Origin of the sequence: Mycobacterium sp. 5-140-3-2 (assembly GCF_035666375.1) — a bacterium.
In the GTDB taxonomy this organism is placed as follows: domain Bacteria; phylum Actinomycetota; class Actinomycetes; order Mycobacteriales; family Mycobacteriaceae; genus Mycobacterium; species Mycobacterium intracellulare.
The window spans coordinates 3,069,094-3,095,107 of sequence record NZ_CP142025.1 but is presented as its reverse complement, the minus strand read 5'-3'; the positions used below and the strand labels follow the sequence as shown (position 1 = coordinate 3,095,107).

19 protein-coding genes and 2 pseudogenes are annotated in these 26,014 nt (G+C 67.2%); 9 read left to right on the top strand and 12 right to left on the bottom strand.

The features are described 5' to 3' along the window. Nucleotides 1-90: 90 nt before the first annotated feature. On the bottom strand, nt 91-1,506 hold the full coding sequence (locus P6281_RS14410) for a sensor histidine kinase (protein ID WP_008257473.1): 1,416 nt from the start codon (nt 1,504-1,506) through the stop codon (nt 91-93). Further along, nucleotides 1,499-2,224 (bottom strand): response regulator transcription factor, encoded by a 726-nt coding sequence (locus P6281_RS14405; protein ID WP_008257471.1) that lies wholly within the window; start codon nt 2,222-2,224, stop codon nt 1,499-1,501. Before P6281_RS14405 ends, P6281_RS14410 begins: the two co-directional genes overlap by 8 nt. Before the next feature lie 887 nt (nt 2,225-3,111). Between P6281_RS14405 and P6281_RS14400 the strand changes: the two genes are divergently transcribed. From P6281_RS14400 to P6281_RS14385, 4 genes are read left to right on the top strand one after another with little or no spacing between them, the layout of a single operon-like run. Next, nucleotides 3,112-3,771, top strand: coding sequence for a TetR/AcrR family transcriptional regulator (locus tag P6281_RS14400; RefSeq protein WP_008257468.1), 660 nt, complete (start codon nt 3,112-3,114; stop codon nt 3,769-3,771). Further along, entirely contained in the window at nt 3,768-4,706 is a 939-nt protein-coding gene (locus tag P6281_RS14395; protein WP_008257465.1) for an alpha/beta fold hydrolase, read from the top strand. The genes P6281_RS14400 and P6281_RS14395 overlap by 4 nt, the downstream gene beginning before the upstream one ends. Next, on the top strand, nt 4,703-5,677 hold the full coding sequence (locus P6281_RS14390; RefSeq protein ID WP_008257463.1) for a carbon-nitrogen hydrolase family protein: 975 nt from the start codon (nt 4,703-4,705) through the stop codon (nt 5,675-5,677). Before P6281_RS14395 ends, P6281_RS14390 begins: the two co-directional genes overlap by 4 nt. Further along, nucleotides 5,674-6,090 (top strand): hypothetical protein, encoded by a 417-nt coding sequence (locus P6281_RS14385; RefSeq protein ID WP_033717552.1) that lies wholly within the window; start codon nt 5,674-5,676, stop codon nt 6,088-6,090. Before P6281_RS14390 ends, P6281_RS14385 begins: the two co-directional genes overlap by 4 nt. On the opposite strand, the gene P6281_RS14380 is transcribed toward P6281_RS14385, so the two are convergent. Then, nucleotides 6,087-7,397 (bottom strand): hypothetical protein, encoded by a 1,311-nt coding sequence (locus P6281_RS14380; protein WP_008257454.1) that lies wholly within the window; start codon nt 7,395-7,397, stop codon nt 6,087-6,089. The genes P6281_RS14385 and P6281_RS14380 overlap by 4 nt on opposite strands. After that, a complete protein-coding gene (locus P6281_RS14375; RefSeq protein ID WP_008257453.1) occupies nt 7,394-9,277 on the bottom strand; it encodes a N,N-dimethylformamidase beta subunit family domain-containing protein in 1,884 nt (627 codons plus the stop codon). Before P6281_RS14375 ends, P6281_RS14380 begins: the two co-directional genes overlap by 4 nt. Nucleotides 9,278-9,454: 177 nt before the next feature. On the opposite strand from P6281_RS14375, the gene P6281_RS14370 reads away from it, so the two are divergent. Continuing rightward, nucleotides 9,455-10,825: a GMC oxidoreductase gene (locus P6281_RS14370; protein WP_008257450.1), complete on the top strand. Its 1,371-nt coding sequence runs from the start codon at nt 9,455-9,457 to the stop codon at nt 10,823-10,825. 33 nt (nt 10,826-10,858) lie between these two features. Here the strand turns inward: P6281_RS14370 and P6281_RS14365 are convergent, their stop codons facing one another. Continuing rightward, nucleotides 10,859-12,133, bottom strand: a complete 1,275-nt coding sequence (locus tag P6281_RS14365) for a DegT/DnrJ/EryC1/StrS aminotransferase family protein (protein WP_008257447.1) — start codon at nt 12,131-12,133, stop codon at nt 10,859-10,861. A 193-nt stretch (nt 12,134-12,326) separates the two neighbouring features. Here P6281_RS14365 and P6281_RS14360 point away from each other — a divergent pair, with 193 nt between their 5' ends. Continuing rightward, nucleotides 12,327-12,593, top strand: coding sequence for a hypothetical protein (locus P6281_RS14360; protein WP_008257445.1), 267 nt, complete (start codon nt 12,327-12,329; stop codon nt 12,591-12,593). A 781-nt stretch (nt 12,594-13,374) separates the two neighbouring features. Here the strand turns inward: P6281_RS14360 and P6281_RS14355 are convergent. The 3 genes and pseudogenes from P6281_RS14355 to P6281_RS14345 form a co-directional block, all read right to left on the bottom strand. Further along, a complete protein-coding gene (locus P6281_RS14355; RefSeq protein ID WP_225325413.1) occupies nt 13,375-14,625 on the bottom strand; it encodes a threonine synthase in 1,251 nt (416 codons plus the stop codon). Nucleotides 14,626-14,923: 298 nt separating this feature from the next. Further along, nucleotides 14,924-15,217: pseudogene (locus P6281_RS14350) on the bottom strand (transposase); the annotation flags it as partial. A 216-nt stretch (nt 15,218-15,433) separates the two neighbouring features. After that, complete coding sequence (locus tag P6281_RS14345; RefSeq protein WP_008257440.1) at nt 15,434-16,480, bottom strand: PLP-dependent cysteine synthase family protein; 1,047 nt, start codon at nt 16,478-16,480, stop codon at nt 15,434-15,436. Nucleotides 16,481-16,741: 261 nt separating this feature from the next. Between P6281_RS14345 and P6281_RS14340 the strand changes: the two genes are divergently transcribed. The 3 genes and pseudogenes from P6281_RS14340 (at nt 16,742) to P6281_RS14330 (ending at nt 19,642) form a co-directional block, all read left to right on the top strand. Continuing rightward, on the top strand, nt 16,742-16,867 hold the full coding sequence (locus P6281_RS14340; RefSeq protein WP_014942244.1) for a hypothetical protein: 126 nt from the start codon (nt 16,742-16,744) through the stop codon (nt 16,865-16,867). 816 nt (nt 16,868-17,683) lie between these two features. Beyond that, nucleotides 17,684-18,079, top strand: a pseudogene (locus tag P6281_RS14335) (response regulator transcription factor); the annotation flags it as partial. 366 nt (nt 18,080-18,445) lie between these two features. Continuing rightward, nucleotides 18,446-19,642 (top strand): sensor histidine kinase, encoded by a 1,197-nt coding sequence (locus P6281_RS14330; RefSeq protein WP_008257437.1) that lies wholly within the window; start codon nt 18,446-18,448, stop codon nt 19,640-19,642. Between the two features lie 722 nt (nt 19,643-20,364). On the opposite strand, the gene istB is transcribed toward P6281_RS14330, so the two are convergent. The 4 genes from istB to P6281_RS14310 all read right to left on the bottom strand — a co-directional run bounded on the left by istB (nt 20,365) and on the right by P6281_RS14310 (nt 26,013). After that, nucleotides 20,365-21,216 (bottom strand): IS21-like element helper ATPase IstB, encoded by an 852-nt coding sequence (istB, locus tag P6281_RS14325; RefSeq protein WP_008257435.1) that lies wholly within the window; start codon nt 21,214-21,216, stop codon nt 20,365-20,367. After that, on the bottom strand, nt 21,213-22,574 hold the full coding sequence (locus tag P6281_RS14320; RefSeq protein ID WP_008257509.1) for a Mu transposase domain-containing protein: 1,362 nt from the start codon (nt 22,572-22,574) through the stop codon (nt 21,213-21,215). Before P6281_RS14320 ends, istB begins: the two co-directional genes overlap by 4 nt. Before the next feature lie 526 nt (nt 22,575-23,100). Next, nucleotides 23,101-24,504 (bottom strand): NADH-quinone oxidoreductase subunit N, encoded by a 1,404-nt coding sequence (locus P6281_RS14315; RefSeq protein WP_008257434.1) that lies wholly within the window; start codon nt 24,502-24,504, stop codon nt 23,101-23,103. Nucleotides 24,505-24,522: 18 nt separating this feature from the next. Then, on the bottom strand, nt 24,523-26,013 hold the full coding sequence (locus P6281_RS14310; protein ID WP_008257432.1) for a complex I subunit 4 family protein: 1,491 nt from the start codon (nt 26,011-26,013) through the stop codon (nt 24,523-24,525). Nucleotide 26,014: the final 1 nt, after the last annotated feature.

The following is a 26,014-nucleotide window of genomic DNA, read 5'->3' as shown; positions in this document are numbered from 1 at the left end:
GCTCATCACCCATTGTCGGCACTCACTGTGACTCGGTGACCGCGATGAATCGATACCGCTTCGCTGAAAAGCCGCTACAGGCCGCGCGGGTCAGACCGTGGGCCGCTGGTCGGCCCGTGCCGTCCGGGCTGTGCCATTCTGCCGCAAGGCGGGAAGTCGGGTGATGAATGTTGCGCCGTGGCCAGGAGTGCTGTGGGCGGTGATGGTGCCGCCATGGGCCTTGACCAGCTGGGCGACGACCGCCAGTCCGATGCCGGAGCCGTCGGCGCGCGCGGTGCGACTGCGATAGAAACGGTCAAAGATGTGCGGCAGGTCGTCGGCCGAAATGCCGGACCCGGTATCTGTGATGGTGAGTTCGGCCCATCCATCGATCTCGTGCAAGGTGAGGGTGACTGCCCCACCGGCGGGCACGAACTTCAGCGTGTTGGTCAGCTGATTGGCGACGATTTGGGCAACTCGCACCGGGTCCGCGTCAACCCATACCATGTCGAGGTCGGTGCGCACGGCTATTGCAGCTTCGTCGAATCTGCCGGCCAGCGAGTCCGCGGTGTCGGCCACGGTGCTGGTCAGTGAAATCGGATGCCGCTCCAGGGTGAACGCGGCAGCGTCGGCGGACGCGAGCGCTTCCAGGTCGGCGACCAAGTGGGTCAAGCGCAGGGTTTCGTTATGCAGGGAGCGGATGACGCCGTCGGTGGGTTGGCGAATTCCGTCTTGCACGGCCTCGAGTTCACTGCGAAGGATTGCCAGCGGCGTGCGCAACTCGTGGGCGACATCCGCGGTGAAAGCGCGGCGCAGTTGATCCTCTTTTACGAGGTGTTCGACCATGGTGTTGAAAGCCTTTGCCAACTGCCCTATTTCGTTGTTAGGAACAGTGCTGGCGCGTCGGTCCCGATGTCCGGCGGCGAGAGCGCCGGCGGCGCTGGTTAATTCGGTGATGGGTTTGGTGGCGCGCCGGGCGGTGTACACGCCGACGAGCAGCGCTACCAACGCCGCGATCAGCGCGCCGGCCACCAGTAGCCGGTTGACCGATGAATGGAATTCCTTGTCTACGGTAGATACTGAGCCCTGCGGTACGCGGACGACCAGGGTGCCGACCGGCCTGCCCGCGACAACAACGGGCAAGCTGCGGGGTGGTCCGAGACTACCGGCGGCCATCATTTTGCGATGCATCTCGGGTGTGCCGGCATCAGTGTTGGCGTCGGCCACTGACCACACTCGACGACCAGACGCATCGTGAAGTTCGGCCTCAGAGCCGGTCATGATCACGGTAGGCGCGATGCGGTTCAGCGAGACGGGATTCCAGGCATCGTTGCGGCGATAGTCGGCGGCAAACAGCGCCACCAGCTGCTCCTGCTGAGCGTGTTGCTGCTTATCGAGGTAGTCCTGGAACCGTCCGGCGAAGGCCGTGTTGACCAGGACCGCGGTCAGCAGGGCGGAGCCGACGCCGAGCGCGGCGAAGGCGAGGGCGAGCCGGCGGGCGAACCGGCCGGGTAGCAAGCTAGGCATCGCGGTCGAGTGCGAATTTATAGCCGATACCCGGCACGGTAGCCACCACCTGGAACGGTGCGGTGTCGCTGAGTTTGCGGCGCAGGTTCTTCACGTGCACATCGATGGTGCGTTCGTAGGCATCAAATGCGTGGCCCTGGATGCGGCCGACGAGTTCCAGCCGTGTCCAGGCCCGTCCCGGCCGGGACGCGAGCGCGGCGAGCAGATCGAACTCGCTCCGGGTGAGCTCGACAAGCGCATCGCCGGCACGCACTTCGCGGCGATCGGTGTCGATGCGTAGCCGTCCATCCCCGTAGGAGATATCGGTGGACGATTCGGTGGCCGAAGGCCGACTGCGGCGCAGTACCGCCTCGACGCGGGCCACCAGCTCGCGCGGACTGAATGGTTTGACCACGTAGTCGTCGGCTCCCAGCCGCAAACCGGCGACTCGGTCGTTCTCGCTGGCCTTCGCAGTGAGCATGACGATTGGAAGGTCGCTGTCCTTTCGCAGCAGGCGGGCCACTTCGTCACCGGGCAAGCGGGGCAGGCCGAGGTCGAGCAGCACCAGATCAGGGCCCGCGGTCCGGGCCAGATCGAGGGCCGTTTGGCCGTCGGCGGCTTCGAGCACCGCGTAACCCTCGCGTTCGAGGTATTCGCGCACCAGGGTCCGCAGTTTCTTCTCGTCGTCGACGACCAGTACCGTGGGGCTCACGAGTTCACGGTAGGGCACGCCGATCACGGTTTGCTGGCAAGGCGGTTGTTCGAGCGGGGCCGAAAGCTCGTGCCTTTGCCGTTGAATTTGCACATCATCCTGCTGCTGTTCGTCGCGCCTCCGTCTTGCTCGTCGCCGTCGTTCCCGACCCGACGCCGTCGGCGTCGACGTGGTTGTCGCGCGACGACCACCTGCCAGGTGTCTGAGGCGATTCCTCCGACAACCGGGGTGAAGGACATCGGCTCGACAAGAAACCACACCGGCCGCATATCGCACGCTCATCGGTTCTTCACATCCCCGGCATACGTTTGAAGTCGATCCGAACCCCGGATCGCACGCCGAACGGAATCTGTGGAAAAGGAATTCAACCATGACCATCTCAATGCGTCGCGCCGCGCCGTTGTTTGCTGCTGCCACCGCCACGGCAATCTTAGGAATCGGCGTCGCCACCGCCTCCTCCGCGTCCGCCGAACCCAGTGGCTCCGGCTCGGGCAGCGTCTTCGGCGGGTCGGCTGGCGGGGTGCAAACCCCGTTTGGCGGGGGAAACTTCGGGTCCAACACTTCTGGTGGAGTGCAAATCCCGGGCCTGCAACACCCGTTCGGCGGGGGGAGCGTTGCCGGCGGGTCGAGCACCTCTGGCGGCGTGCAAACCCCGATTGGCGGGGGAAACATCGGATCGGGCACCTCGGGCAGCATTGGAGTGGGGCATCCCCGCCATCGTTGAAACCGTTGAACGCATACTTTGCAGCCCAGGCGACCGATACCTCGGGAAGCCGGACAGAACCGTACGAATTGATGACCGCCCGCGGGTTGTAGAACCCGCGGGCGGTCATCGATGCGGCCGGCTACAACCGACTCACCGCCGCCGATCAAATATTGCAATGCAATTCTAATATTGCTATGTTGTTACAACTATGCAGACAGGGACGGCTGCCGAGACCCGGCAAACCCGGCGCAAGGCCCGCACCGCAAGTGCGATCCTCGAGGCCGCCGAACGCCTCTTTTTAACCCGCGGCTACCACGCGACCACCGTCGAGCAGCTCGCCGAGGAGGCCGATGTCGCGATCGGGTCGCTGTACGGGCACTTCGGCGGCAAGGAGGGGATCTACGCCGCCTTGATCGAGCGCGCGCTGGAGCTTGACCAGCGCTACTGCGACCAGGGGTGGGCCAGCGGCGGGGAGGACCCGATAGGCCGCCTGGTCGGGCTCGCCGACGGGTACTTGCGATTCGCGAGCGAGAACCCCGGCTACTTCCGCATCTTTCGTTTTCCGCCCCCGGATGCGCCGACCGACGGGCCGGTCGTCGCCGCCACCGAGCGGGTGACCGAGCGCATCCGGTCCGAGACCGAGCGGATGGCCGGGGCGATCGCCGAGGCCATCGAGGCGCGGGTGATGCGTGACGTCGATCCGCGGCGCGCGGCGGTGTTCCTGTGGGCGGCCTGGGATGGGGTGATCGCGGCCCACCTGCTTCCCGGCAACATGGGGCTCACCGAATCGGAGTTCGAACAGGTGCTCTCGCTCGGTCGCCAGGTGCTCACCCTCGGCCTGCTGGCGCCCCAAGGGAGTGTCGAATGATCGAGCGCATCCCGGTGGAAGGCGACTACGGCCGCCCGGCCGAGCCGGCCTGGCGGAACACGGACTGGTCGGCGCGTGAACGCGACGCCCTTATCCGCGGCCGCCGGCTTCGTTACCTCGACACGGGCCACGGCGACCGCACGTTCGTCCTCGTGCACGGGATGGGCGGTCGCTGGCAGCATTGGCTCGAGGCGATCCCGACGCTCGCCAAGCAGGGTCGGGTGCTCGCCCTGGATCTACCGGGGTTCGGCCAAAGCGAATCGCCCGCCGCCGGCGCATCCCTCGACGGTTTTGCGGACGCCGCGGCTGAGGTCGTCACCAGCCTCGGCATCGAGCGCGCGGTTTTCGTCGGCCACTCGATGGGCGGCCCGATTGCGCTGCGCTTCGCCGCACGCCATCCGGAGCTGGCCGAGGGAATCGTGCTCGTCGCCGGGGCGGTGTTCCAATTCAGTGAAGTGCTCGGCCTCCGCGGGGTTGCCCGGTTCGCTCGGGAGCGCCCGCGGGAGACTGCGGCAATCGCGATGGAGATCGCGACGGCGGGACTGCCGGCACCGGCATCGCTGCGCCGCCTCGTCGTGCGATCGCCCGCGTTGCGTCGCGTCTTCCTGTCGCCATACGTCCTCGATCCACCGGCCCTGCCCGCCGACACCGCCGCTCTGATCGTCGACGGAGCCGGCGCCCGCGGTGTCTTTCCGACCGTGCGGGCGATCGGGCGCTCGGACCCCCGCCAGGGGTTGGCCGACGTGCGCTGCCCTCTCCTTTCGCTGGCCGCCGAGCACGACCGCATCGCCCCGCTGGCAGATACCGAGGCGCTCGACGCCGAGCTATCCGGGGCTCGGACGGTCGTCCTCGAGGGTTCCGGCCATATGCCGATGCTCGAACGCCCGACGGCGTTCAACGCCCAGCTTGTGCGGTTCGCGGAGGAGCTGGGATGACCGAGGATCTGCGCGTCGCGGCCGTCCAGCTCGAGCCCGTCGTGGGCGACGTCGAGGCGAACCTCGACCGGGCCGAGCGGCTCGCTCGGCGCGCCGCCGACGCGGGAGCTGAGGTGATCGTGCTGCCCGAGTTCTTCACCACCGGCATGGCCTTCCTGGCGCAGGTGGGCGGCGGCGCGCTGCCCGCGGACGGCGCGGCCACCGAGATGCTCGCCCGGGTCGCGTCCGCCAAGCGGGTCATGGTCGGCGGATCCTTCCTGTGTCGCGGGCCCGACGGCGACGTCCGCAACGCCTTTCTGCTCGCCGGGCCCGACGGGCTGATCGGCCGTCACGACAAGGACCTGCCGACCATGTGGGAGAACTACTTCTACGCCGGCGGCGACGACCCGGGCGTCATCGAGGCGCCGGGGGGCCTCAGGATCGGCGTCGCCCTCTGCTGGGAGTTGATGCGCGCCCAGACCGTGCACCGGCTCCGCGGTCGCGTCGACCTTGTCCTCGCCGGGTCCGGGTGGTGGAGCGTCCCACAGTGGCGGCCTCGGGCGGTGTTCCGGCGGTGGGAAGCGGCCAACCGGGAGCGGGCGCGGCGCAGCGTGCTCGACTTCGCCCCGCTCGTCGGCGCCCCCGTGGCACATGCCTCGCTGTGCGGGCCGATCGTTTGCCCGCTACCGGGAATGCCGGGACGCTACCGCGGCGAATACGAAGGCCCCAGCGTGATCTGCGACCGCGACGGCGTGGTGCTCGCCGAGAGGCCGGCCCAGTCCGGCCCCGGGGTGACGGCCGCCACGGTGCCCACCGGCGCCGCCAACCCCTCGCGGGATCCAGCCCCGGGCTTCTGGCTTCGCCCGCGAGGCCCGCTGCCCGCGTTCGCCTGGGCCTATCAGGGCTGGCTCGGTCGCCGCGCCTACGCCAGTGGCTTGGGAGTCCCCCAGCGGGCAACGGGCCCGCAGACGATTCGGAGGTGGAGCGCATGACCCGCGTGAGAACGAACGAGACGCTCGTGCTGTCCGGCCTGGTCGAGCTCGCAGCCGGGGCGGTGACGGGATGGCCCTACGCGCTCGCGATCGCCGATGCCGAGCGTGCGCGTCGGATCGGGATTCGCTCGACGCCGCGCCTGCGCCAGTGGCATCTCGACCTGATTGCGCTCGGTGCACTCTCCGTGCTGGTCGGCGCCGCGGTGCCCGAGCTGCCGCGCCGCGTCGCCTGGCCGCTGGCCGCCGGATGCTGGACTAATGCGAACGCTTTCGGCTTGCTCGCCTTCCGCCCCGAGGCCGCCGAAACCCCCGCCTACCGCACAGCGGCGGCGGCGTCGTTCACCACCGTCAGCTGGGGCTTCGTGTCCCTCGCCGCGCTCGCCCTTCGACGCCGCTGGCGGATGGATCGCTAGAGCGGCTCGCTCACCAAGTCCTGCACTGCCATCAACCGGTCGAGCAGGCCGGGCGCCCGCCGGATTCGGACAGACAGCGCGGCCGACCGGTTCTCGACCCAGAGCGACTCCAGGGTCAGACCCAGGGCGGCCAGGCAGTCCTCGATCATCTCGGGGTCGTGCGGGAAGTAGCGCAGCGTGGTGGTCAAAGCGGCACTGATCTCGGCAAGCAAAGCCTCCTTGTCCCGACCACGCAGCGTCGAAAGACGGACCAGTTCGATCGAGTCGGGTGGCGCGACGCGCACCGGATCGACCCGGGATGCCCGGAAGCGGCAGGCGCGCCACTGGCCGACGGTCGGCACGCCGTGGGCGAGATAGGCGGGCAGCGCACGGCGGGCGCTGATATGCACGGCCCGGCGCCACAGGTCGATCAGGACGTTCTCGCACGCGGGATCGAAGTCCCAGGTGGCGGTGATCGCATCCGTGCCGCCGAGGCCGTGCACATCGCGCACCAGATTGGTGATCTCGTTGAGCGGCGCGAACCCGCCGGCCTCGCGCACCGTCGCGGCTCGCACGGCCAAGTTGCAGCTCAGCGCGATCGCTTCGGCGTGGTCACCGAACTCCGCGTGGGCGGCCCGGGACGAAGTGCCCGGTTGGCGCAGCCGGCGCAGAGATCTGGCCGCCAGCAATGCGCGGAAGGCATCGGCGGCAAAGAAGGCCGGCAGCATGGCGGCTGGGGTGGATTGCGGGCTGTCGAACAACACCGGGCCGAGCGCCAGCCGGGCCTGACCGGTCACCACCCGCAGCAGCCCGGCCAGCGTTCCGGCCGGTAGCCGCACGATGTCGTCGTCGGCCACCACGCAGCCAGTGGCTTCCGGATCACATTGCTGCGCGTCCAAAACCGCGTCCAGCATCAGCTGCCGCAGCACGCCGAGACGGGTGCGCTGCGCTAACGCCACCTCGGCGACGGCGAACCGCACTGCGTCACAGCCCAGCGCCGCGCCCAGACGACGTGCCCGGGTGGCGGTGTCATCCGCGGGCCGGGTCTGCGGCCGGTTCACCAGCAGCACCACCGAGATCGGCACCGACGCCCGCTGCCTGGACAGCTCGCGCATGGTGTGGCTGAGCACCCGGACGCTCTGCCCCCCGAAACCGACGGTCGGAATCAGCACCGGCAGCGCGGGGCCGACCGGCAGCTGAGCGGCCAGCTGGTCACGCACGGTGTTCAGCAGTGTCCGATAGGTCGCGTCGCGCTGCACTGCGGCTGACCGCCAGCTGGCCGCCGGGCCGGGTATCGGCGCAGTGTCAATGTCCCAGAGCGCGCTCATTGGTCCTCCCCCTGCCCAACCGGTGCATCCGCCTCGGCAATTGCTGTGGCCCGCTCGGCGATGGTGCTCGCCAGTCTAGCCACCTCCGCAAAGCCCTGCATGGACAGCGGTTTGCGCAGACCGTCCCGAACGGGGTCCCACTCCGGATCGCCGACGGGACGGTTGCCAGGGCCGATCTCGGCGACCGGATCCAGCGCGGGCACCGCCTGGATCACCAGGTCGCGAAGCCGACAGAGGAGATCGATCTGGGCGAACTCGCCGTGCGACAGAATGGGTGCGGTGGTCCACCCGAAGCACTCCTGATCATCGCCGTCGGTGACGGAGACCGTCACGGTGAGCAGGTCCGGCGTCTCGGGAACCCGGATCTCGCAGGTGTGCCGTCCGGGCACCGACTCGGCCGCGCCGTCGCCCACCGCGACCGTCCAACTGAACCGCGCGGTCCCCGCGACCGGGCGGTCGACATCGACCAGGAAGGTCGCCACCTCACCGGCGACCAGCAGCCAGCGGCGGTGACGGACCGGGAACGGCCCCAGCACGCGGACACCGTGCCGGGCGAGGCACCCGATGACGTTGCGGGTGACCCCGGCCACCACCGGGTCGTCGCCGCGGGCCAGCACCCGGGGCCAGTCGGTGGTGCCGCACGTGAAGACCGTTCCGGTGTCGGTGTAGGCACCGAGCACGGCGTGCGCGGCCGGTCCCGCCGGCCGGTCCTGCCATCCCTTTCCCAGGCGCGCCACCCCCAGCACCGCGAAGTCCGCCGGTGTCCCGTCGGTTCCGGCGGCCCGCAGCCGCGCGGCGGGGCCGGGCTCGACTACCGCACCGTCACACTCATAGCCCACCAGGTGCTCGCCGGCGCCGAAGACGTCACCCGAGTGCAGGCCTAGTCCCTGGTAGACCCAGTGGCCGGCGTGCTGGACGGTGTAGCCCAGCGGCTCCCGTTCGCCGTCCCACCAGCCACCGCCCTGCCGGTAGCTGACTCCGGTGAGCCCGTTCTCTGGCCGGCTGCGCCACCAGTTGCCGCCCAGCGGGTGGCTGACCGGCGGATGTACGCAGGTCAGATCGCCGGCCGCGTCCAGGTCGATCCGCCACCAGGCGGTGTTGCCGCTGAAGAACGCGACATTCCCGCCGGCACGGACGAAAGCGTGCACCCCGTCGCGCATCCGGGCACTCCAGTACTCGTCGTGCCCGACGCTGAGCAGCAGGCGGTACCCGTTGAGGACGGTGGGATGGTGGTGCAGGTCGAAGTCGGTGCAGTAGTCGAGCTCGATGCCCTCACGTTCCAGCCACGAGATCATCGGAGCGTCCCAGTGCGCGAAGCCCTCCCGCGGGGTGGTGGTGTCGTAGACGTCGACGTCCTCGGGGAATGAGAGGGCCCCTCCGGTTCCGCCGCCGGGCCGGCGTGTGGTCAGCCGAGTGGTGGCGATCGAGGGTACGAACGAGGCCGTGTGGTACATGCTGCCGCCGCCGGAGAAGTTGTAGGCGTGGTAGGTGGCCAGCGAGAGCTTGTACAGCACAGCGGCGCGTTTGCTGGTGGCCGCGGGCCGCACCACGAACAACGCCTGACCCGACCGGGCGTCGACGTCGGGCAGCCGGCCCGGCCCGTCCGCGTCCGATTCGTCGTCCAGGATGACCGCCAGATAGGCGCCGGACGGCCAGTCAGCGGGGATGTCGAATGTTTCCGGCGGCCATCCCCAGTCCCGGTCGGGCAGACCGGTCGGCAGCAGTTGGCCCCGCCGCCAGGAACTGCTCCCCATCGGCGCGATGTCGCGACCCGCCCGGTAGAAGCCGACGCGGTAGCGCTCGGCGGCCGTGGACACGTGCAGCACCAGCCGCCCACCGGCCGGAACACTCGGATTCGACGGATACGCCAGGGCGGTCACCGGCGCACGGCCTTGGTGTCCGCCGCGCGGTTCGCCTGAACAGGGCCTGATCCCGTTCGTGTCGACATGATCCTCCCGTCCCGGTTCAGCTAGCGACATGGTAGGCAGGTGCCGGGTGAAATGCCGGGGCGGCGTGATCTGGCATCAGCCGGCCAGGGCGGGAAGCGGAGGCGCGGAATGGGTGTCACGGCCGATGCCGTGGTCGTCGGCGCGGGCCTGAGCGGCCTCGAAGTCGCCCGCCTGCTAGCCGCCGGCGGTCTCCGGGACGTCCTGGTGCTGGACTCGGGCGGGATGGGCACCGGATTCGGGCCGGGCACCGCGGCAGTGCGGTGGCGCAGTTCACTGCCGCCGCACTACCAGGTCGTGCGGCGTTCCGACCAGGTCGGCGGGCGGTCGCTGCGCTGGCACGGCGTGGTCATCCGGATGGACGACTGGGCGCTGGCCGATCCGTGCTGGCCAGAGCGCGTTCGTAAGGCGCTGCTCGAGTCGTTGTATGACGACGTCGAGCGCGATCTCAGGGCTTGGGCCGGCGGGCCGCTGGCGCCGACGTCGCCCGTGCCGCCCGACCCGGTGTCGGCGGCGCTGGACTCGGCGCTTCGCCCGGTTCCGCAGGCGGTCCGATCCGAGGGCGAAGGCCGGCGCGCATACACCCCGCTCGACCACTGCGCTGGCGGGCGGGATCCGCGGATCCGCGCCCGCTGCGAGGCGGTGGAGCTGGTCTCGGGTCGGGGGCGGATCACCGGGGTTCGGGTCCGGGGTGCCGACGGCGCGGACGAGGTGATCTCCGCGGGCGTGGTCGTGTTGGCTGCTGGGACGCTGGAGAACACCAGGCTGGTGGCCCAGCTTCCGGAGCTGGCCGGTCACGGCCCGGCGACCGGGCTCAATGACCACCTCGTGCGCGGTTTCGTGGTCCGGTTGCCGGCTGCGGCGCTCGGGGTATCCGGCTCGGTCGACGCCCTGTGGTACGCACCCGGTGATGCGATCGCCCGCTGCAACGTCTTCGTCCGCCTGAGGGACGCGCCCGACAGCCACCCGGAAGAGGTCCTGCTGGACGTGTGGGCAATGGGGGAGCAGGTGCGATCGGAGCACACCCGGGTCTCGTTCACGCCGATGGCCCGATCGCCGTGGCCGGGCCTGATCGAGCCGGGCTTCGCGCCGGACGACCTTGAAATGCTGGCCGGTCAGCGTGAGCTGCTCGGCCGTGTGTGGGCGAACGTCGCGGCTGGCGTCGGCCTCCGCGCTCTGGACCTGTGGTTCGGCGATTTCCGCACCGCCCCCGAACCGTTCGACACGGCGATGATGCAGGTGACCGGGCTGCCGCTCGGGTCACCGGCAACCTACGGGTGGCCACTGGGGTCCGTCGATCACGAGGCCGGGACGCTGCCGCTCGGCGGTGATCTCGTCGACGAGCACGGAGGGCTGCGCACAGTGGACGGCGCTTACGTGGTCGGCCCGGCGTCCTTCCCCCGTTCCGGGGCGGCCAATCCCTCGCTGACCACACTCGCGCTCGCCCACTGGACCGCGACCGGGCTGACGTCGACGTCCTGACCATGCGCCGGCACGCTGCAGGCCAGCCGGCGGTCAGTCAGCGGCTCGCAGCTCGTCCGCGTGTGTGGCGACTTTGTGGAAGGCCGCCACAATCGCCTCTAGGCCGGCGGGCTCGGACAGTAGGGCGCGGTGGGGCAACAGGATCAGGTTCTCGTAGAGCGCCTCGGCCGCAGGGAAGCGTTGCTGCGCCGCCGCGCGCAGTCGGTCATGCAGCCACCGGTAGCGTTCCTTGGTCTGCGGGCAGTACAGGATGTTGTCGTGCAGTGGCCGATCGGACCGGTACACGCGCAGGCCGAGTTCGGCCGCCAGCGCGGCGCACACCCGCTCGGTGGGCGCGCCAGCGAAGGCGTCCGGGTCGCGGCGCACGGTGTAGGCGAAGATGCTCGGCAGCTCCAGCCGAGCCGGCCAGGCCGTGGGCCGTACGCCGGCCACCCCGGCGAGTTCGGTGTCGAGCAGCTCGGCCGCCCGTGCCCGCTGTAGCAGCTGCTGGGGCAACCGTTCGAGTTGATCGAGCAGCAGCGCCGCGGGCAGCTCTGCCAGGCAATGGTTGGTGCCCATCACCTCTCCGGCCTCGACCAGGTAGGGGTAGCCGATGTCGGGCTCGGCGGCCGGATAGCGCCGGGCATCCGCCCTCAGCTGTTGGAGCCGGTCGTAGAGCGCCGCATCCTTGGTGACGACGGCGCCGCCCTCACCGCAGGTGAGCACCTTTCCCTGCTGCATGCTGAAAGCGCCCACATCACCCAGCGAGCCGGCCGGCCGGCCAGCCCAGCGGGCGCCGTGCGCCTGCGCGCAGTCCTCGATCACCGGTAGCCCATGTTGGGTTGCCAGAGCGCCGATCTCGTCCATGTCGGCCATTCGGCAGTGCAGGTGCACGACAATGACCGCGCGGGTCCGCGCGGTCACCGCGGCCGACAGGGCCCGGGGATCCAGGCATCCGGTTTCCGGGTCGACGTCGACAAACACCGGGACCGCGTTGACATTGAGCACCGCCGTCGCCGTGGCGACCCAGGTCAGCACCGGGACAATCACCTCGTCCCCGGCGCCCACCCCGAGCGCCTCCAACGCGATCATCAGGCTGCTCGAGCCGTGATCGGTGCTCACGCAGTAGGGCACCTCGACGAATTCGGCGAACCTACGGGCGAACACCTGCTCGTAGGGCTGTGTTCCGGTCCAGCCGCCGCTGACCGTCCACCGGCCGCTGCCCAGCGCGGCGATGACCCGTTCGGATGTGCGCGCGTCGTGCTGGGGCCACAACGGCCATGCCTCCCGCCACACAGGCGAGCCGCCCCCGATCGCGAGCCGGGCCATTCGCATTCTCCTCGTCGTGCCATGCAGCACTCGGTATCGATGCGCCGAGCCAGTCCACGTCGTACTTAACGTGAGAGTGTGTGCCAGCGCGACGTCTTCGAATGCCGTCTCTAACGATCGGCGATTATGTGTTACCTAGGGGCAAGGAATTTTCGCGCGGCGATTCCTCGCGTTGCGGTTTCACCGCCCAGGGGTGGGCATCGGCATGTTCGGCATCGGGGACATGCTCGGCATCGATGGCATTGGCGACATCGACGGCATGCCAGGCGTATTCGGCATGTTTCCCATCGGCATCTTCATGCCGTCCATCATTTTCTTCATGTCCTCTCTCATGGCGGCACAACACGGCATGTCGCCATTCATGGCGCCACAACAGTTTGGGTGCGCAAACAGAAGGTATAGACCGGCGACGATGACGAATATGCCGACCGCGATGCCGGTAATGGCACCGGCTGGGTAAAGCCAGCGAGTCCACCGCCGGGTGGTGCTGGCCGGAGGGGTGGGGGTGGTGTCGGTCATTGGTTCTTACCTTTCTGTGGGTCTTCCAGGCCGAACCATACACACTTAGCCCGAATCCACCGATGGGCTTGCGTTTGAACTGAGGCTGCCTGGTCTGATCTTGGTTTCGGTGTATGGGCAGGCTGTACCTAGTTCGGCGGACCGGCGTACTCGAATCAGCCGACTTTCTCCATCGTCTGCCCGCAGCAGCAGGTCGGATTCTGCTGGCACCGGCGATCCGGGGGTGCGCTCTCGGTTACCGTCACCTCGCATCCGCAATCTGGAAGCGGGCAGCGGCAGACGTCGCCTTCGCGGAATGGCATTTGTCACCTCCTTGTGGTGTTGATCCTGCCCGGATACGCGACGGTAGAAGCTGGCCCCTGGGGCCAGGTCAAATCCATCGGAGTCATGTGTGGCGCAACGAGGTGTCCGAAGCCTTCGTGCAGACGGTGGCGGCCCCCTGGTTCGCGCGAGCACGTGCCGTCGTCGACCCGCTGGCAGGGAAATCCCATCGCGCCGTGGGTGTTCCGCAAGACACGCCGGGGCCGGGCGATCGGCGGCCAAACCGAGAACATCGCCGCGTGAGGAATCCTGCCGAGGCGGCCGGAAAAGTGCGCGCGCTGGCGCCGCCGTGATCGAGCCGGAGCTGAGTCGCGCTACGAACTTCCACTTGGAATACAACGTCGCAAGGAACCAGCTGTCGGGTGGGGCCACGATCACCGCGGTCACGCAGGCCTGCAGCGTCACCGGCACATGCCTTTCGGCAGCGCACCTTCGAGAGCTGTCAGGGTGGGTTCAAGCACCGGTAGATCCGGCAAATGGCTCGCGGACGAGCCGGGATCCTTCAACCCGGTCGACGTCGACAACACCACCACGCTCTCATCAGGATCGATCCACCTCCGCTCGGCAAGTTGTTGAGCTGCGAGCACCGCCAACACGGACGCCCCTTCTGCGTAAATGCCTTCGGTCGAGGCCAATTCGAGTTGCATGCGCGCGATCGCGTCATTGCTTGGTTCGGCGATCGCCGTCCCGTTGGTGGCTCTTATGGCGTCCAATCCCTGATAGGTGGCCCTCCGCGTCGCCACGGAAAACGCCATTGACGGCTGAGTGGCAACAGTTGGCTGCTCTCCTTCTTCGCGATGGAGCCCGCCGACGTAGGCGCCGAACGGGTCGACCGCGACCAACCTAGGCATGCGGCTGATAAGACCCAAACCGACGAGGTCGGAAAATCCCCGGCGAAGACCGGCCAACCCGTCACCGTGGGCGGTTGGCACCACGACAACGTCGGGCGTTTCGCCGAGTTGGCGCCACAGCTCGAAGGCGATCGTCTTGTACCCCTGAATGCCAAACGGATTGGAGCCGATCTGGGGAGTCACAAGCCCGGATACCGGCATCCAGCCGAACGCCTCGACGGCCGCCCGCATCACCGCCCACCGGTCCGGGCCGTTGTCGTAAGCGACGACGCAGGCGCCGTAGGCCTGCATCAGAATCCTGATCTCGCGCGGCACTGACGACACGGTGAGCACCACGCAGCCAAGCCCCGCGGCGGCGGCGTAGGCGGCGACCGCTGCGCCGTGGTTGCCGGTCGAGGAGACGACGACGGTTGAAGCTCCAAAGGCCGCCGCCTTCGTGACGGCGACCGCTGCGAGCCTGTCCTTGTATGACCATGTCGGATTGCGCGCTTCGTCTTTGAGCATGAGTCTGCGCAAGCCCAGTCGTGTCCCCAGCCGACGCAACGAAACCAGAGGCGTCCCACCTTCGCCCAGGCTCACCGGGACGTCGTCTGGCGCCAACGGCAACAATCCGCGAAAGCCGAAAATGCCCGGCTGCGACGCCTGCCACGGCAACGGACCCGGCGCCAACGCGTATGCAGGGGCCAGATTGACTCCGATGCCGTGGCGGGCGCAGGCCGGGCATCCCAACGATGCTTGGTCTTCTGGTGCTTGCACTCCGCACCGGGGACAACGGAGAAACCCAAGATAGCGTGCGTTCATAGTGTTACGCCGGCGAATTCCCGATCGAGCATGGTTAGAGGTCTGACCCATCTTCGGTGACCACCCAGGCATTTTCCGGTCGACCACCGCGGTGGTTTCGGATGAAAGTGCGGTGATGCGGGCTGACGTGGCATGTTCTTCCCCAGTCGAGGCAACCATGACGCGCAACTGTATGACAGCGTGGGAGCTGAATTACGCCACTGAAATTATGCGGGCAGCGCACAATCAGTTGTCATACCCCCTGTTCCTACCGCCGGGCACCTGGCGTCGTGGGCGCGCCTGTCACCGGGGTCCAACGAATCACGACGGCGCCGGTGGTGTCGGTCAGCACCGTCTTGGAGCGCGTTCCATTGCCAATATTGCCGCTACCCGCACCCGCCGGGTCATGCTTCTCATAGCCCAGGTGCTCGGTCATCTCCTCGTTCAAAGCCGACTCGATTACCGTTTTGGTCAGCTGTTTGAGCAGCCCGTCAGGGCCGGTCAGCGACAGCCCCTGTTCTTGCGCCAGCCGCACCAACTCGACCGCGGCCTGCTGCTCAGCCGGGAGTTCGGCCGACTTATTCTTCGTCACATCATCCAGTGTCGTCATCACGGCACCTTCCTCGCCAAGCAACGCCTAGCGTGTCAGGCCGGAAACACCGTTAGTCGCACAGTCCCAGGCGGCCTCGTATTCCTCGGCCGAAACGTAGTCGAGCTTGTGCTGTGCCGCCGGTGTTGAACCAATCGACCCACTCCATCGTCGCGTTGATGCCGAACTGGTTACATCCGGGCTCGGCGGACCAAGCTGCGGGGCTGGCGATGAAGCCCGTCAACGCTTTCCGGCGGCCGGGTCGATGACGACGGGGCAGCGGGTCCAGGACTGCACGACGCGTTCGGTGGGGTGCCTGATGACCGCCGGTTCGCGCGGCGCTTCGACGTCGAGCAGAGCGTGCTCGCGGCAGTAATCGTCGTTATAAATGGTGTCGAAGTAGCGTTGCGGCCCGTCCGGGAATACCGCGGCGATGGTGGTGCCGCGCGGGTGTGTTCGGACGGCCCAGCCCGCGACAAGTGCGACCGCGCCCACACTCCAGCCGCCGCTGACGTATTGGGTCGAAGCCAGGGTACGACATGCCCATACCGCCTCTGCAGGGGCAACCCAGTGTGCTTCGTTGAAGGCTGGATAGTCCACGTTGCCGGGATAAATGCTTGACCCGAGGCCGCGGATCAGTCGGGGGGCGGCTGGTTGCCCGAAGATGGTGGAGCCGATGGTATCCACGCCGATCAGCTTCAGGTCAGGGTTGTATTCGCGCAGCACCCGCGCCACCCCCGCCGAATGTCCACCGGTTCCCACCGAGCACACCAGTACGTCAATATTTCCTAGTTGGGAAATAAGTTCCAAGGCCAGCGGTCTGTAGGCGTCCACGTTGTCGGGGTTGTTGTACTGGTCGGGATACCAGGTATGCGGATCTTCGGCCAACAGCTCGGCGACCCGGTTCTTGCGCGCCTGCTGCCACCCACCGACCGGATCAGGCTCGGCGACCAGATCGAGGTGGGCGCCGTAGGCAGTGAGCATGCGCTCGATGATCGGCTCCATGCCGGGATCGGTGACCACGGTGACCGGATGCCCGTACACGGTCCCGGCCAACGCCAAACCCAAGCCCATGGTGCCGCTGGTGGATTCGACGATTCGCGCACCGGGCAGCAGGTCTCCGCGCGCCCGAGCTTGTTCCACCATGTGCACCGCAGGGCGGTCCTTCATACCACCGGGATTAAGTCCCTCGAGCTTGGCCCAGAAGCCGCGGTCCGGTTCACTGAACGGCGCGGACACCCGCAACACCGGCGTGGTGCCGACAATCGTGTTCGCCCGTCCCTGCATGCCCAGCGCAACAGGCTGAGATGCTATGGGTCGGTTGTTCTCAGGAGGTAAGGCAGAATTCATGTGATCGTCGCTTCTGCGTGAAAGCCGCGGCACAGCGCGGCAGCTGACAATGACAGCAGTCACCAACCGTGATGGCAGCAGAGCCACCGGTCTGACGATGACCGGTCAGCGACGAGTGATGCATAACCGGGACAAAATTTGGTTGCCGGTCACGAAGCCGCGAGCCGACCGGCCGGCGGCCGCATCATTGGCGACAGCATGGCCGCCAGCCACCCGGCAATGGCGATGCCCGCCATGGCGATGAAATCAGAACCGGCCCGCGGCGCGATTCGCGGTAAGACCGCAGCAGCAGATATGTCGGACGAACAGATGGATTCATCCTGAACATGGTCGTGACTGGCAAGCGCGAGAACACGATCCGCAGATGCCGATACCGAGCGATGTGGATGGACCGGGGAGGCTTCACAGCAGGGCAGGACGACTCTGGCGCCCAAGACGAGTAGCACCGCCGCGCCGAACACGAGAACGGTGGACCTCAGGCGAAAACTCGTCGGGGTGCCGCTGAAACTTACAATGACCCGACTGTAACAGCACCGCGACCCAAAAATCGGAACCGCGCACCTGACCTGTGCATTGCGAACCAGCAACTTACAAGGTCCTACTTGTTGCGAAAGAACGCACGGCTTGACGGAGCAGTTTGAACTGACTTCGCCGAGCATCCTTGCTCAAGAGGCGCAGTCGTTAAGGGCGACAAGGATGTTGGATCCTTCATGGCCGAGGCCCGGCGGCAACGGCACGTGCCCGTCCGGTCACTAACGATCAGCGCGGCGATGATCCTTAAAGCCATCAGCAAAGTCAGCGTAGAATCACGCGGGCGCGGCGCGCCAGTCTGATGATGTGGTGACAAGGGTGGTGAGACCACCGCGCCTCACTGATCCCAACTTGCTCCCCCAGAGTATTGCGCGAGTCATTCTCGCCGGTGAGGAGAAACCGGAGCCGCAGCGGTCGGGGCGGTGAGAGCCCGCGCGGCAGAAGCAGGCTCGGTAAGAATTCGGTCATGACAATCCGAGGACACCGACAGGTTCCCGGTCGAAGGGGACGATCGCCGCGACACCAGCGCAGAACGCGCGAAGATTCCCTCGACATCGCTCAAGCGCCGGAAAACTGATACAGCATGATCGCGGCAGGCATTATGGACGGATGGAAACAGTGCCGCAGACTTCAGTGACCGGCGCAGGCCATCGGGCATTGGTGGTCGACAACGAAGTTTCGCTGGCGGGAGTGGTCGCCAGTTATCTCGAGCATGAGCAGTTCGAAGTATGTATCGCTCACGACGGGTCCGATGCGCTCACTTTGGCCCGTGCGTTTCACCCTGATGTTGTTGTTCTTGATCTGGGCTTGCCGGGGATGGACGGCATTGAAACCTGCCGCCAGCTGCGCACCTTCTCCGATGCCTATGTTGTGATGTTGACTGCCCGCGGCACCGAGGCGGACACGCTGATCGGATTGTCGGTCGGCGCCGACGACTATGTGACCAAGCCCTTTAGGCCCCGCGAACTCGTCGCCCGCATCCTCGCGATGCTGCGCCGACCGCGCACTATGCAGCCAGGGAGCGGGGACGTCGGCACCAAGGCCACGGCCGACTAGCAGGCGGAATTTCGGTGCGTCGCCTTCGTGCACTTCTTGCCTGGCACGCAACTTGACTCCTGCGGAATGGCGAAAGGCCTAGACTGCGACCCAGAAGGGCAGTCGACCGAGTCACCTCTCACATCACGACAAAGGGCTTGACCCGCGTAGACCTTGGGGAGGAAAGATCACCTCGTCCAGACCGGCTCGGCAAGGCCCTTCGCATACAGTCGAGCGAACACGGCGACGACAGTCGAACGAACACGGCGACGAGCAATTGGGCCGCGATCGATTATCGCCCGTGACCGGCGTCGAATATCGGATGGGAATTGGCCAATGAGTGACAACACCACACCGGGTGCGAAGCCGCGCCGGTTCTTGCGCCGGCCCGGCATCGGGTTGCGCCTAGTGCTGGCCCAGACACTAGTGCTCGCCGCCGGTGCAGCGGCCACCTGGGCAATTGCCGCCGTCGTCGGACCGCCGCTTTTCCATAAGCACATGCATGGGAAGGTGCCCGTCAACTCTTTCCTGGAAATACATGCCGACCATGCCTACAGATCGGCCACCGCCGTGGCCGTCGGCGGCGCCCTTGCCATTTCCGCGTTGATGGCGCTGGCGGTCAGCTGGTATGTCAGCCGCCGGCTGCAACGGTCGGTCACCGAGGTCGCCGCAGCTGCGACCGAGGTCGCCCGCGGCCGATACGACATCCGGATTTCGCCTACCCGCCTCGACGAGGATTTCGACACCCTCGTTGACTCGTTCAACCAGATGGCGGCGCGGCTACAGACCGTCGACGCTACTCGGCGCCAGTTGTTCGGCGACCTGGCCCACGAGATCCGCACCCCCGCTTCGGTGCTGGATGCCTATATGGACGCGCTCGAAGACGGGGTGCGGTCGCTGACCCCGCAGACCACCGCGATGCTGCGCGACCAGACCCGCCGGCTAGTGCGGTTCTCCGAGGACACTGCTGCACTCGCCCAAGCCGAAGAGAGTGCCTTCTCGATGGCCTTTAGCTGGATCGACGTGCGCGAGCTGATCGATGCTGCCGTGACGGCCGCGCAGGAACGCTATCGAAGCAAACATGTCGATCTGGTCGTCACGTTACCTGCCAACCTGCCCCCGCTGCGGGGGGACTCGCAACGGCTATCTCAGGTTCTAGGCAACCTGCTTGACAACGCGCTGCGCCACACGCCGCCGGGAGGACGCGTCGAAGTCCGCGCGGCTGTGGAGGGCGATGAGTTTACGCTCTCGGTCGTCGACAGCGGTGAGGGCATCCTCGCCGAACACCTACCCCATGTGTTCGAACGGTTCTATCGAGCCGATCTCACCCACGACCGGGGCTACGGCGGAGGCGGAATCGGACTAGCCATCGTCAAGGCGCTGGTCGAGGCCCACAACGGACGCGTCGCTGCGGCCAGCGACGGCGTCGGTAAAGGCGCCGCGTTCACCGTCACTCTGCCGCTGGCTGCATCGGGTGCCGAGCGCACCCTTGAAACCGTGATATCCGCGGGCGAAAGAGCCAGCTCTACTTAGTGTCGACGCCGATCCCGACTGGGGCGGCCCCCGGGCGAGCAGTGCTGCCACCGAGTTCGCCTCTAGTAACGACATCCCGCGATTGGTAAGGCTGAGTTGGACGCCATTTGAAGGGCGCTGATGCGGTCTGGTGTTCGCTGCGGCACGACGCCATGGCGGCGCGTCCCGACACGGCTATGGTGCTCGCCGCATACGTCCGGACGGCCGCGCACATATGTGTGCTCCCGCGCCGGGAGCCTTGCCCGGCTGTGTGCGACGATGATGGCCACTCGATGCCATCACCGCGATGCGCCGGCCCGCCAAAACCTGCCGCAGAATCGTCCGAGGCCTAAGCCAAGCATCGATTTTGCCACAAAGTCGCTGGATACCCATTACATATGATTCCATTGGTGAAGCCACAGCGCTTTGCTTTGGCGACCGCCGTCATGACCGCTGGTTTGGGACTTGCCAGCGCCACCTCCGCAGCCGGTGCCCAAGCCCAGCTCGGACCCTTGCCGACACCCCTGCTACGGGTATTGGAATCCTGGCTGCGAGGACCCCGGACCCGGCCACGGTTACTATGGCCACGGAGGCTATGACCACGGAGGTCCAGGGGGACATGGTGGTAGTGGCGGCCACGGCGGCGGCGGACATGGTGGCGGCGGACACTAACGCCGCAGTTGACGGCGCTCATCGAAAGTCCCCAGGTGTGCTCGCCGAAATTCCTCACCTGTGAGCAGCGGTCAGTGTAGTGGTTGGCGGGTGCCGGTGGTGGTCCGGCGCAGGGTTTCCGCGGCGTCGTGGTGGTCGCGTAGCCGGTAGGACTCGCCGTCGAGGTTGATGACCACGGAGCGGTGCAGCAGGCGGTCGAGCATGGCGGCGGCCACGGTGGTGTCGCCGAGGATTTCTCCCCAAGCACCCACCCCGCGGTTGGTGGTGATGACGATGCTGGTCTTCAAATAGCGTTGGGAGACAACCTGAAACAGCGCCGAAGCGGCTTCGGCGGGCAGCGGCAGGTATCCGAGTTCATCGATTACGAGCAGGGTCGGTCCGGCGTAGAACCGCATGGTGGTGGCCCAGCGTCCCTCGATCGCGGCACGGTGACACCGTGCGGCCAGATCGGCGGCGGTGGTGAAGTAGGTCCGGTAGCCGGTATGGGCGGCAGCGCGGGCCAACCCGACGGACAGGTGCGTTTTTCCGGTCCCGGGTGGGCCGATGAGCAGAATGTTGGTCGCGGTTTCCAGGTAACGGCAGGTGCCCAGTTCGTCGATCAGCTTGCGGTCGATCCCGGCGGCAGCATCGACATCGAAATCGGCCAGGGTGGCCGGGGTGGGCAGGCAGGCGAACCGCAACCGGCCGGCCAACCGTCGGGCAGTGCTGGCCTCGACCTCCACGGCCAGCAGTCGCTCCAACGCCACGGTCAGTGACAGCCCCTCGGCGGTGGCCTGATCCAGCACCGCCGGTAGGGCTTCAGCGGCCGCGGCCAGTTTGAGCTCGGCCAGGTGCGAGCGCAGCTGCTGATAGCGGCTCGCCGCAGCCGATGGCGATTCCTCGGTCCTGGTGGGGGCCTTGTTGGTGCGTGGAGTAGGGGTCATTGGATGGTCCTGTTCTGCGCGGCCCGCTCGTAGGCGGACAGATCGATGACGGTGGAATCGGTTGACGGAGTGGACGTTTCACTTGAGGTGTTGGATGGCTGCTTGAGTGCAAGCAGTTGTGCGGCAGCGGCTTTGGCTGCCGGACCGGGTGGGATGCGTTCCTTGCGGCGGTGCGGGCGTCCGGTCGCCGCGGTGGCCATTGCCACGGCGTCCAGGGCGATGACATGGCCGCTGTCACGCACCATGACGCCGAGCCCGTCGGCGGCCAGTCGGTGTCGGGCGATCACGATCCCGCTCATGGTGGCGATGTCGCAGAACTGCCCGCCGACCGGATGTGACACCACCACATTGGCGGCGGCCAGTTCCGGCGGCACCGAGTAGCGGTTACCGCGGTAGGACACCATCGCTTGGCGCGAGGCGGTGCGGATCTCGGCCACGATCACCGGATACGCCTGCGCCGGTACCGGTTGCAGTGGTTCGGTTTTGGCCACCACGGCGACCGAGGAGCGGCCGTCGGCGGTGGAGCGCAGGCGTGTGTCGCCTCGCACCCGGGCGAAGCGATCCAGGCTCGCTTGCGCCTGCTCGACGGTGAGGTCGTCGGCCAGGGTGCGCCACCAGCGTTGCGCGGCGGTGTGGTTGACCTTCTCCACCACCCCCTTGCGGTTACCGCGCCGGGCCGGGCAGATCGCCACCGAGACGCCGTAGTGCTTGGCCACCCCGGCGAACGAGGCGGTCACCCGCCCGCTGCCCGGATCGCAGACCGTGGCCATCCGGTCAAAGCGCCACACCCGCGTGCACCCTCCCAGGCCACGGGTCACGCGGTCCAGACCGGCGACCAGGTGCGGCTGGTCCTCGCTCGGGGCCAGATAGCCGCGCCACTTGCCCGAGTGCGACAGCGAGCCGACCAGCAGGTGCGCGGCCTTGCCCCAACCCCACGATGCCGGTGGATCGGGCAAGTCCAGCCAGTCCCATTGGGTTTCATCACCCGGCGCATGTGGGATTACCGCGTTGGGGCGTTGCGTGGCGGTCCGGCACGCCTCACAGACAGGTCGCAGACCCCGGATGCGGATGTTGCGCGTCAGGCTCTGATACGACAGGACGAACCCGAGATCCTCGAGTTCGTCGTAGAGGGTGCGGGCCCACAGGTGCGGGTCCTCGGTCAGCCTCGCGGTGACGTAGTCGACGTAAGGATCGAACGGATCAGGGTCAGGCCGGGCACGCACCCCCGGCTTGCCGTCGCCGGCCAGGTACTTGCGGACCGTCTTGCGGTCGAAGCCGGTGTGTCGGGCGATCGCCGAGATCGTCCAACCACGTTTGCGTAGGGCATGTACTTCCACATCGTCCTCCCATGTGAGCATGAGAAAGCGGGCCTCCTTCGATGGAGCAACTGGCGTCAGACACCAGAAGCTTCGAAGGGGGCCCGCCCTTCTCGGCGGAGCCACACGAGTGGGGATTTTCGATGAGCGTCAGTGGGGAATTTCAGTGAGCGCGGTCACAGTCACTGTGTCAGAGGTTCCTAACGCCTAGTGCGGCGTAGGCTCCGCCGGAAAACGCCATGCTGCGCGAATCGGCTCTGACATCTTCCGGAGCCGGTGTATTAGGCCGACGCGGATTCGTATGAGTCAGCCAGGTCGCCGTGGGCCGGATGTCCGCGGTGTTGAGGCACAGTTGAAGTGTGTGCGTGGCCCAGACCTCAACGGGCGCAAGCTCAATGGTGCCGGCTTGGCAGCTTCACCTTGGCGAGCTTGTTGTAGAGGGTCGCAGCTCCTAGCACCGACACGTGCCTGGTGGTGGATCGGGGTCCTGTGCGAATAGTCGCAAGCGGAAGATGGCCGTTGGTTGCCGACTGGTCAGCAAGCCGACGGACCTAGTCTGAGAGCGCGGCTACATCAGCGATCTGGGGAGCATTTCCCAGACGGCACCGGCTGCGATTCCGAGCCCCAGACTAAGGCCCGCCGCCACTATCGCGGTGCGTGCGGACCATTTCTCCGCCGTGACGACGCCGTCTCTCACGCCTTCGGCAGGCCGCTGGAACGACGGGATGATCCAGCGCAGATAGTAGAAGAGACTAACCACGGAGTTGACGAAGACAACCACGGCGAGCCACGCCTGGCCACCGTCCCACGCCGCCGTCGCCGTCGTGAGCTTGCCGATGAAGACCGCCGTCGGCGGAGTTCCGACCAGGCCGAGCAGCGCGACCACCAGCGCCCCGGCCAGCCAGGGCCGAACGTAAGCCAGACCCCGGTAGGAGTCGAGCTGGCGTCGGTCCGGTAGCGCCGTGCTCACCGCGAATGCCGCGCTGTTGGTGAGCGTGTAGCCGGCGAGATAGAACAGCAGCGAGGGGAGCGCGAGCCCGGTGCGGCCGGCGACGACGATCGGAACCAGCAGGTAGCCGACCTGGCTGATCGTCGACCAGCCCAGCAACCGCCGAGGATCGTGTTGCCAGTAGGCGGCGAGGTTGCCCAACGTCATGCTTGCGACGGCGAGCACGGCGACCAGCAACGGCCAGGCAGTCTTTCCGGGCAGCACCTCGACCAGGCGGTACAGCGCGGTCAACGCACCGATCTTCGGCACGGTGGTCAAGAACATGGCGGCGGTCCCGTTCGCCCCTTGTGCCGCATCGGGAATCCAGAAATGCGCGGGCACACCGCCGGCTTCGAACATCAGGCCCGCGACGACACCGAGCAGTCCTGCGGCGACAGCGGCGGGCGGCGCACCGCCAAGACCGGCCGCCAGGCCGTCGTAGCGGGTGCTGCCGGAAATCCCGTACAGAACGGTCACGCCGAGCATCAGGACGATCCCGAATAGTGCGCCTATCAGGTAGGCCTTCATCGTCGCCTCGGCGCCCTTCGCGGAGCGCACCAGCCCGATCAGCCCATAGAGCGGAATGCCGGCCAGCAGATATCCGGTTATCAGCACGAGCAGATCGTCGGCTCCGGCCAGGACCATAACTCCGGCGGTGCAAAACAGCAGCAGTGCGTACGTTTCGCTTTCGCGGACCGAGCCGGCGATTTCACCGGCGGCCACAGCGAGCACCAACAGCGTCCCGACCATGACCACGATCCGCGCCACGCCCGTGGCGGTGTCGGCGGCGAAGGTGCCGTCAAAAGCGGTCCGATCCGGACCGGCCATCCCGACCACCGCGACGGCGATGGCACCGCACAGCGCGGCGGCGGCGACTCCTCGGGCCCACCACTGCCGGCGCCGGGCCAGGAACGATCCGCTGATCAGCACCACCAGCCCGCCGCCGAACACCAGCATCTCGGGCAGCATCAGCAGCGGCCGCATCCCCGTCTCCACGTCCGGCTACCGCCCGACCAGCCCGACGAGCGCGTGAGCGGCGGGTTCGATCAGATCGAGCAACGGCCGCGGAAACACGCCTATGGCGACGGATAAGGCGAGAAGCATTCCGACAGAACACGTTTCGGAATAACGGAGGTCGGCAAATCCCACCGAGTGTCCGCGCGTCTCGCCCGTGAAGATGCGCTGCAGCGCGAGCAGAAACAGCGCCGCGGTGACCAGAATGCCGGGCAGCGCGACGGCGGTGATCGGTGCGGCGGCGATACTGCCGGTGAAGATCTGGAATTCGGCGATGAAGCCGGAGAAGCCCGGCAAGCCCAGGGAGGCGAATGCGCCGACGGCGAAGAGCCAAGCCAGTTTCGGGGCCGGCCCGGCGAGCCCTCCGAAGGTGTTCATGTCGTATGTCCCAGCGCGCTCGTAAAACACGCCGGCGATCAAAAACAGCGCACCGGTGATCAAACCGTGGCTGACCATCTGGGTGACGGCGCCCGTGACCGCAACCCCGCGAGCCTGGGCGGTGTCACCCGCGATCAGCCCGGCCGCACCGACCGCGAGCACGATGTAGCCCATATGGTTGACCGACGTGTAGGCGACCATCCGCTTGAAGTCGTTTTGGGCCAACGCCACCAGCGCGCCGTAGAGCACCGACACCACGCCGACGACGATGATCACCCACGCCCACGCGCGCCAGGCCTGCGGCAGCATCGGCATTGCTATCCGCACGAACCCGTAGGCGCCCATCTTCAGCAGCACCCCGGCGAGCACCGCCGAGCCGACCGCGGGGGCATCGGTGTGCGCCGGCGGCAGCCAGGTATGGAACGGGACGGTGGGAGTCTTGACTGCCAGTCCCAGCAGGATCGCCGCGAGAACCAAGCCGCCGGCGACGGGGCTGCCGCCCAGAGGTGTGCTGGCGGCCAGGGTCACCATGTCGAACGTGTGCGGCTGGGCCGCGATATACAGGCCGATGAAACCGACGAGCAGCGCCAGCGAACCCAGGAAGGTGTAGAGGAAAAACTTCAGCGCCGACCGGCCGGCGTCGCCATGGCCCCATCCGGCGATGACGAAATACATTGCCACGATGGACAAGTCGAAGAAAACGAAGAACAGGATCAGGTCGGCGGACACGAATAGACCCAGGCTCACCGTCTGCAGGAACAAAAACAGCGCGGCCAGCGGTTTAGGCCGGTCGCGGCCGCGCAGGCTGTAGAGGGCACAGGCCAGAAAGATCACCGCCGTCATGACGACCAGCGGCAACGATAGCCCGTCGACCCCTAGGTGGTAGCTGCTGTTGACCCCGGGTATCCACCGAGCCTTCTCCTCGAACGCCAGCGCACCAGGCCTCGGCGTCTGATACAGCGCCCACACCACCGCAGTCAGCGCCACATCGGCGGCTGTGACCGCAACCCAAATCCAGGTTGCCGCAGCACCGCCAAGCCGCGGCAGCGCCAGCAGCACCAGGGCCGCCGCCAGCGGCAGGAAAACGATCACACTGAGCACG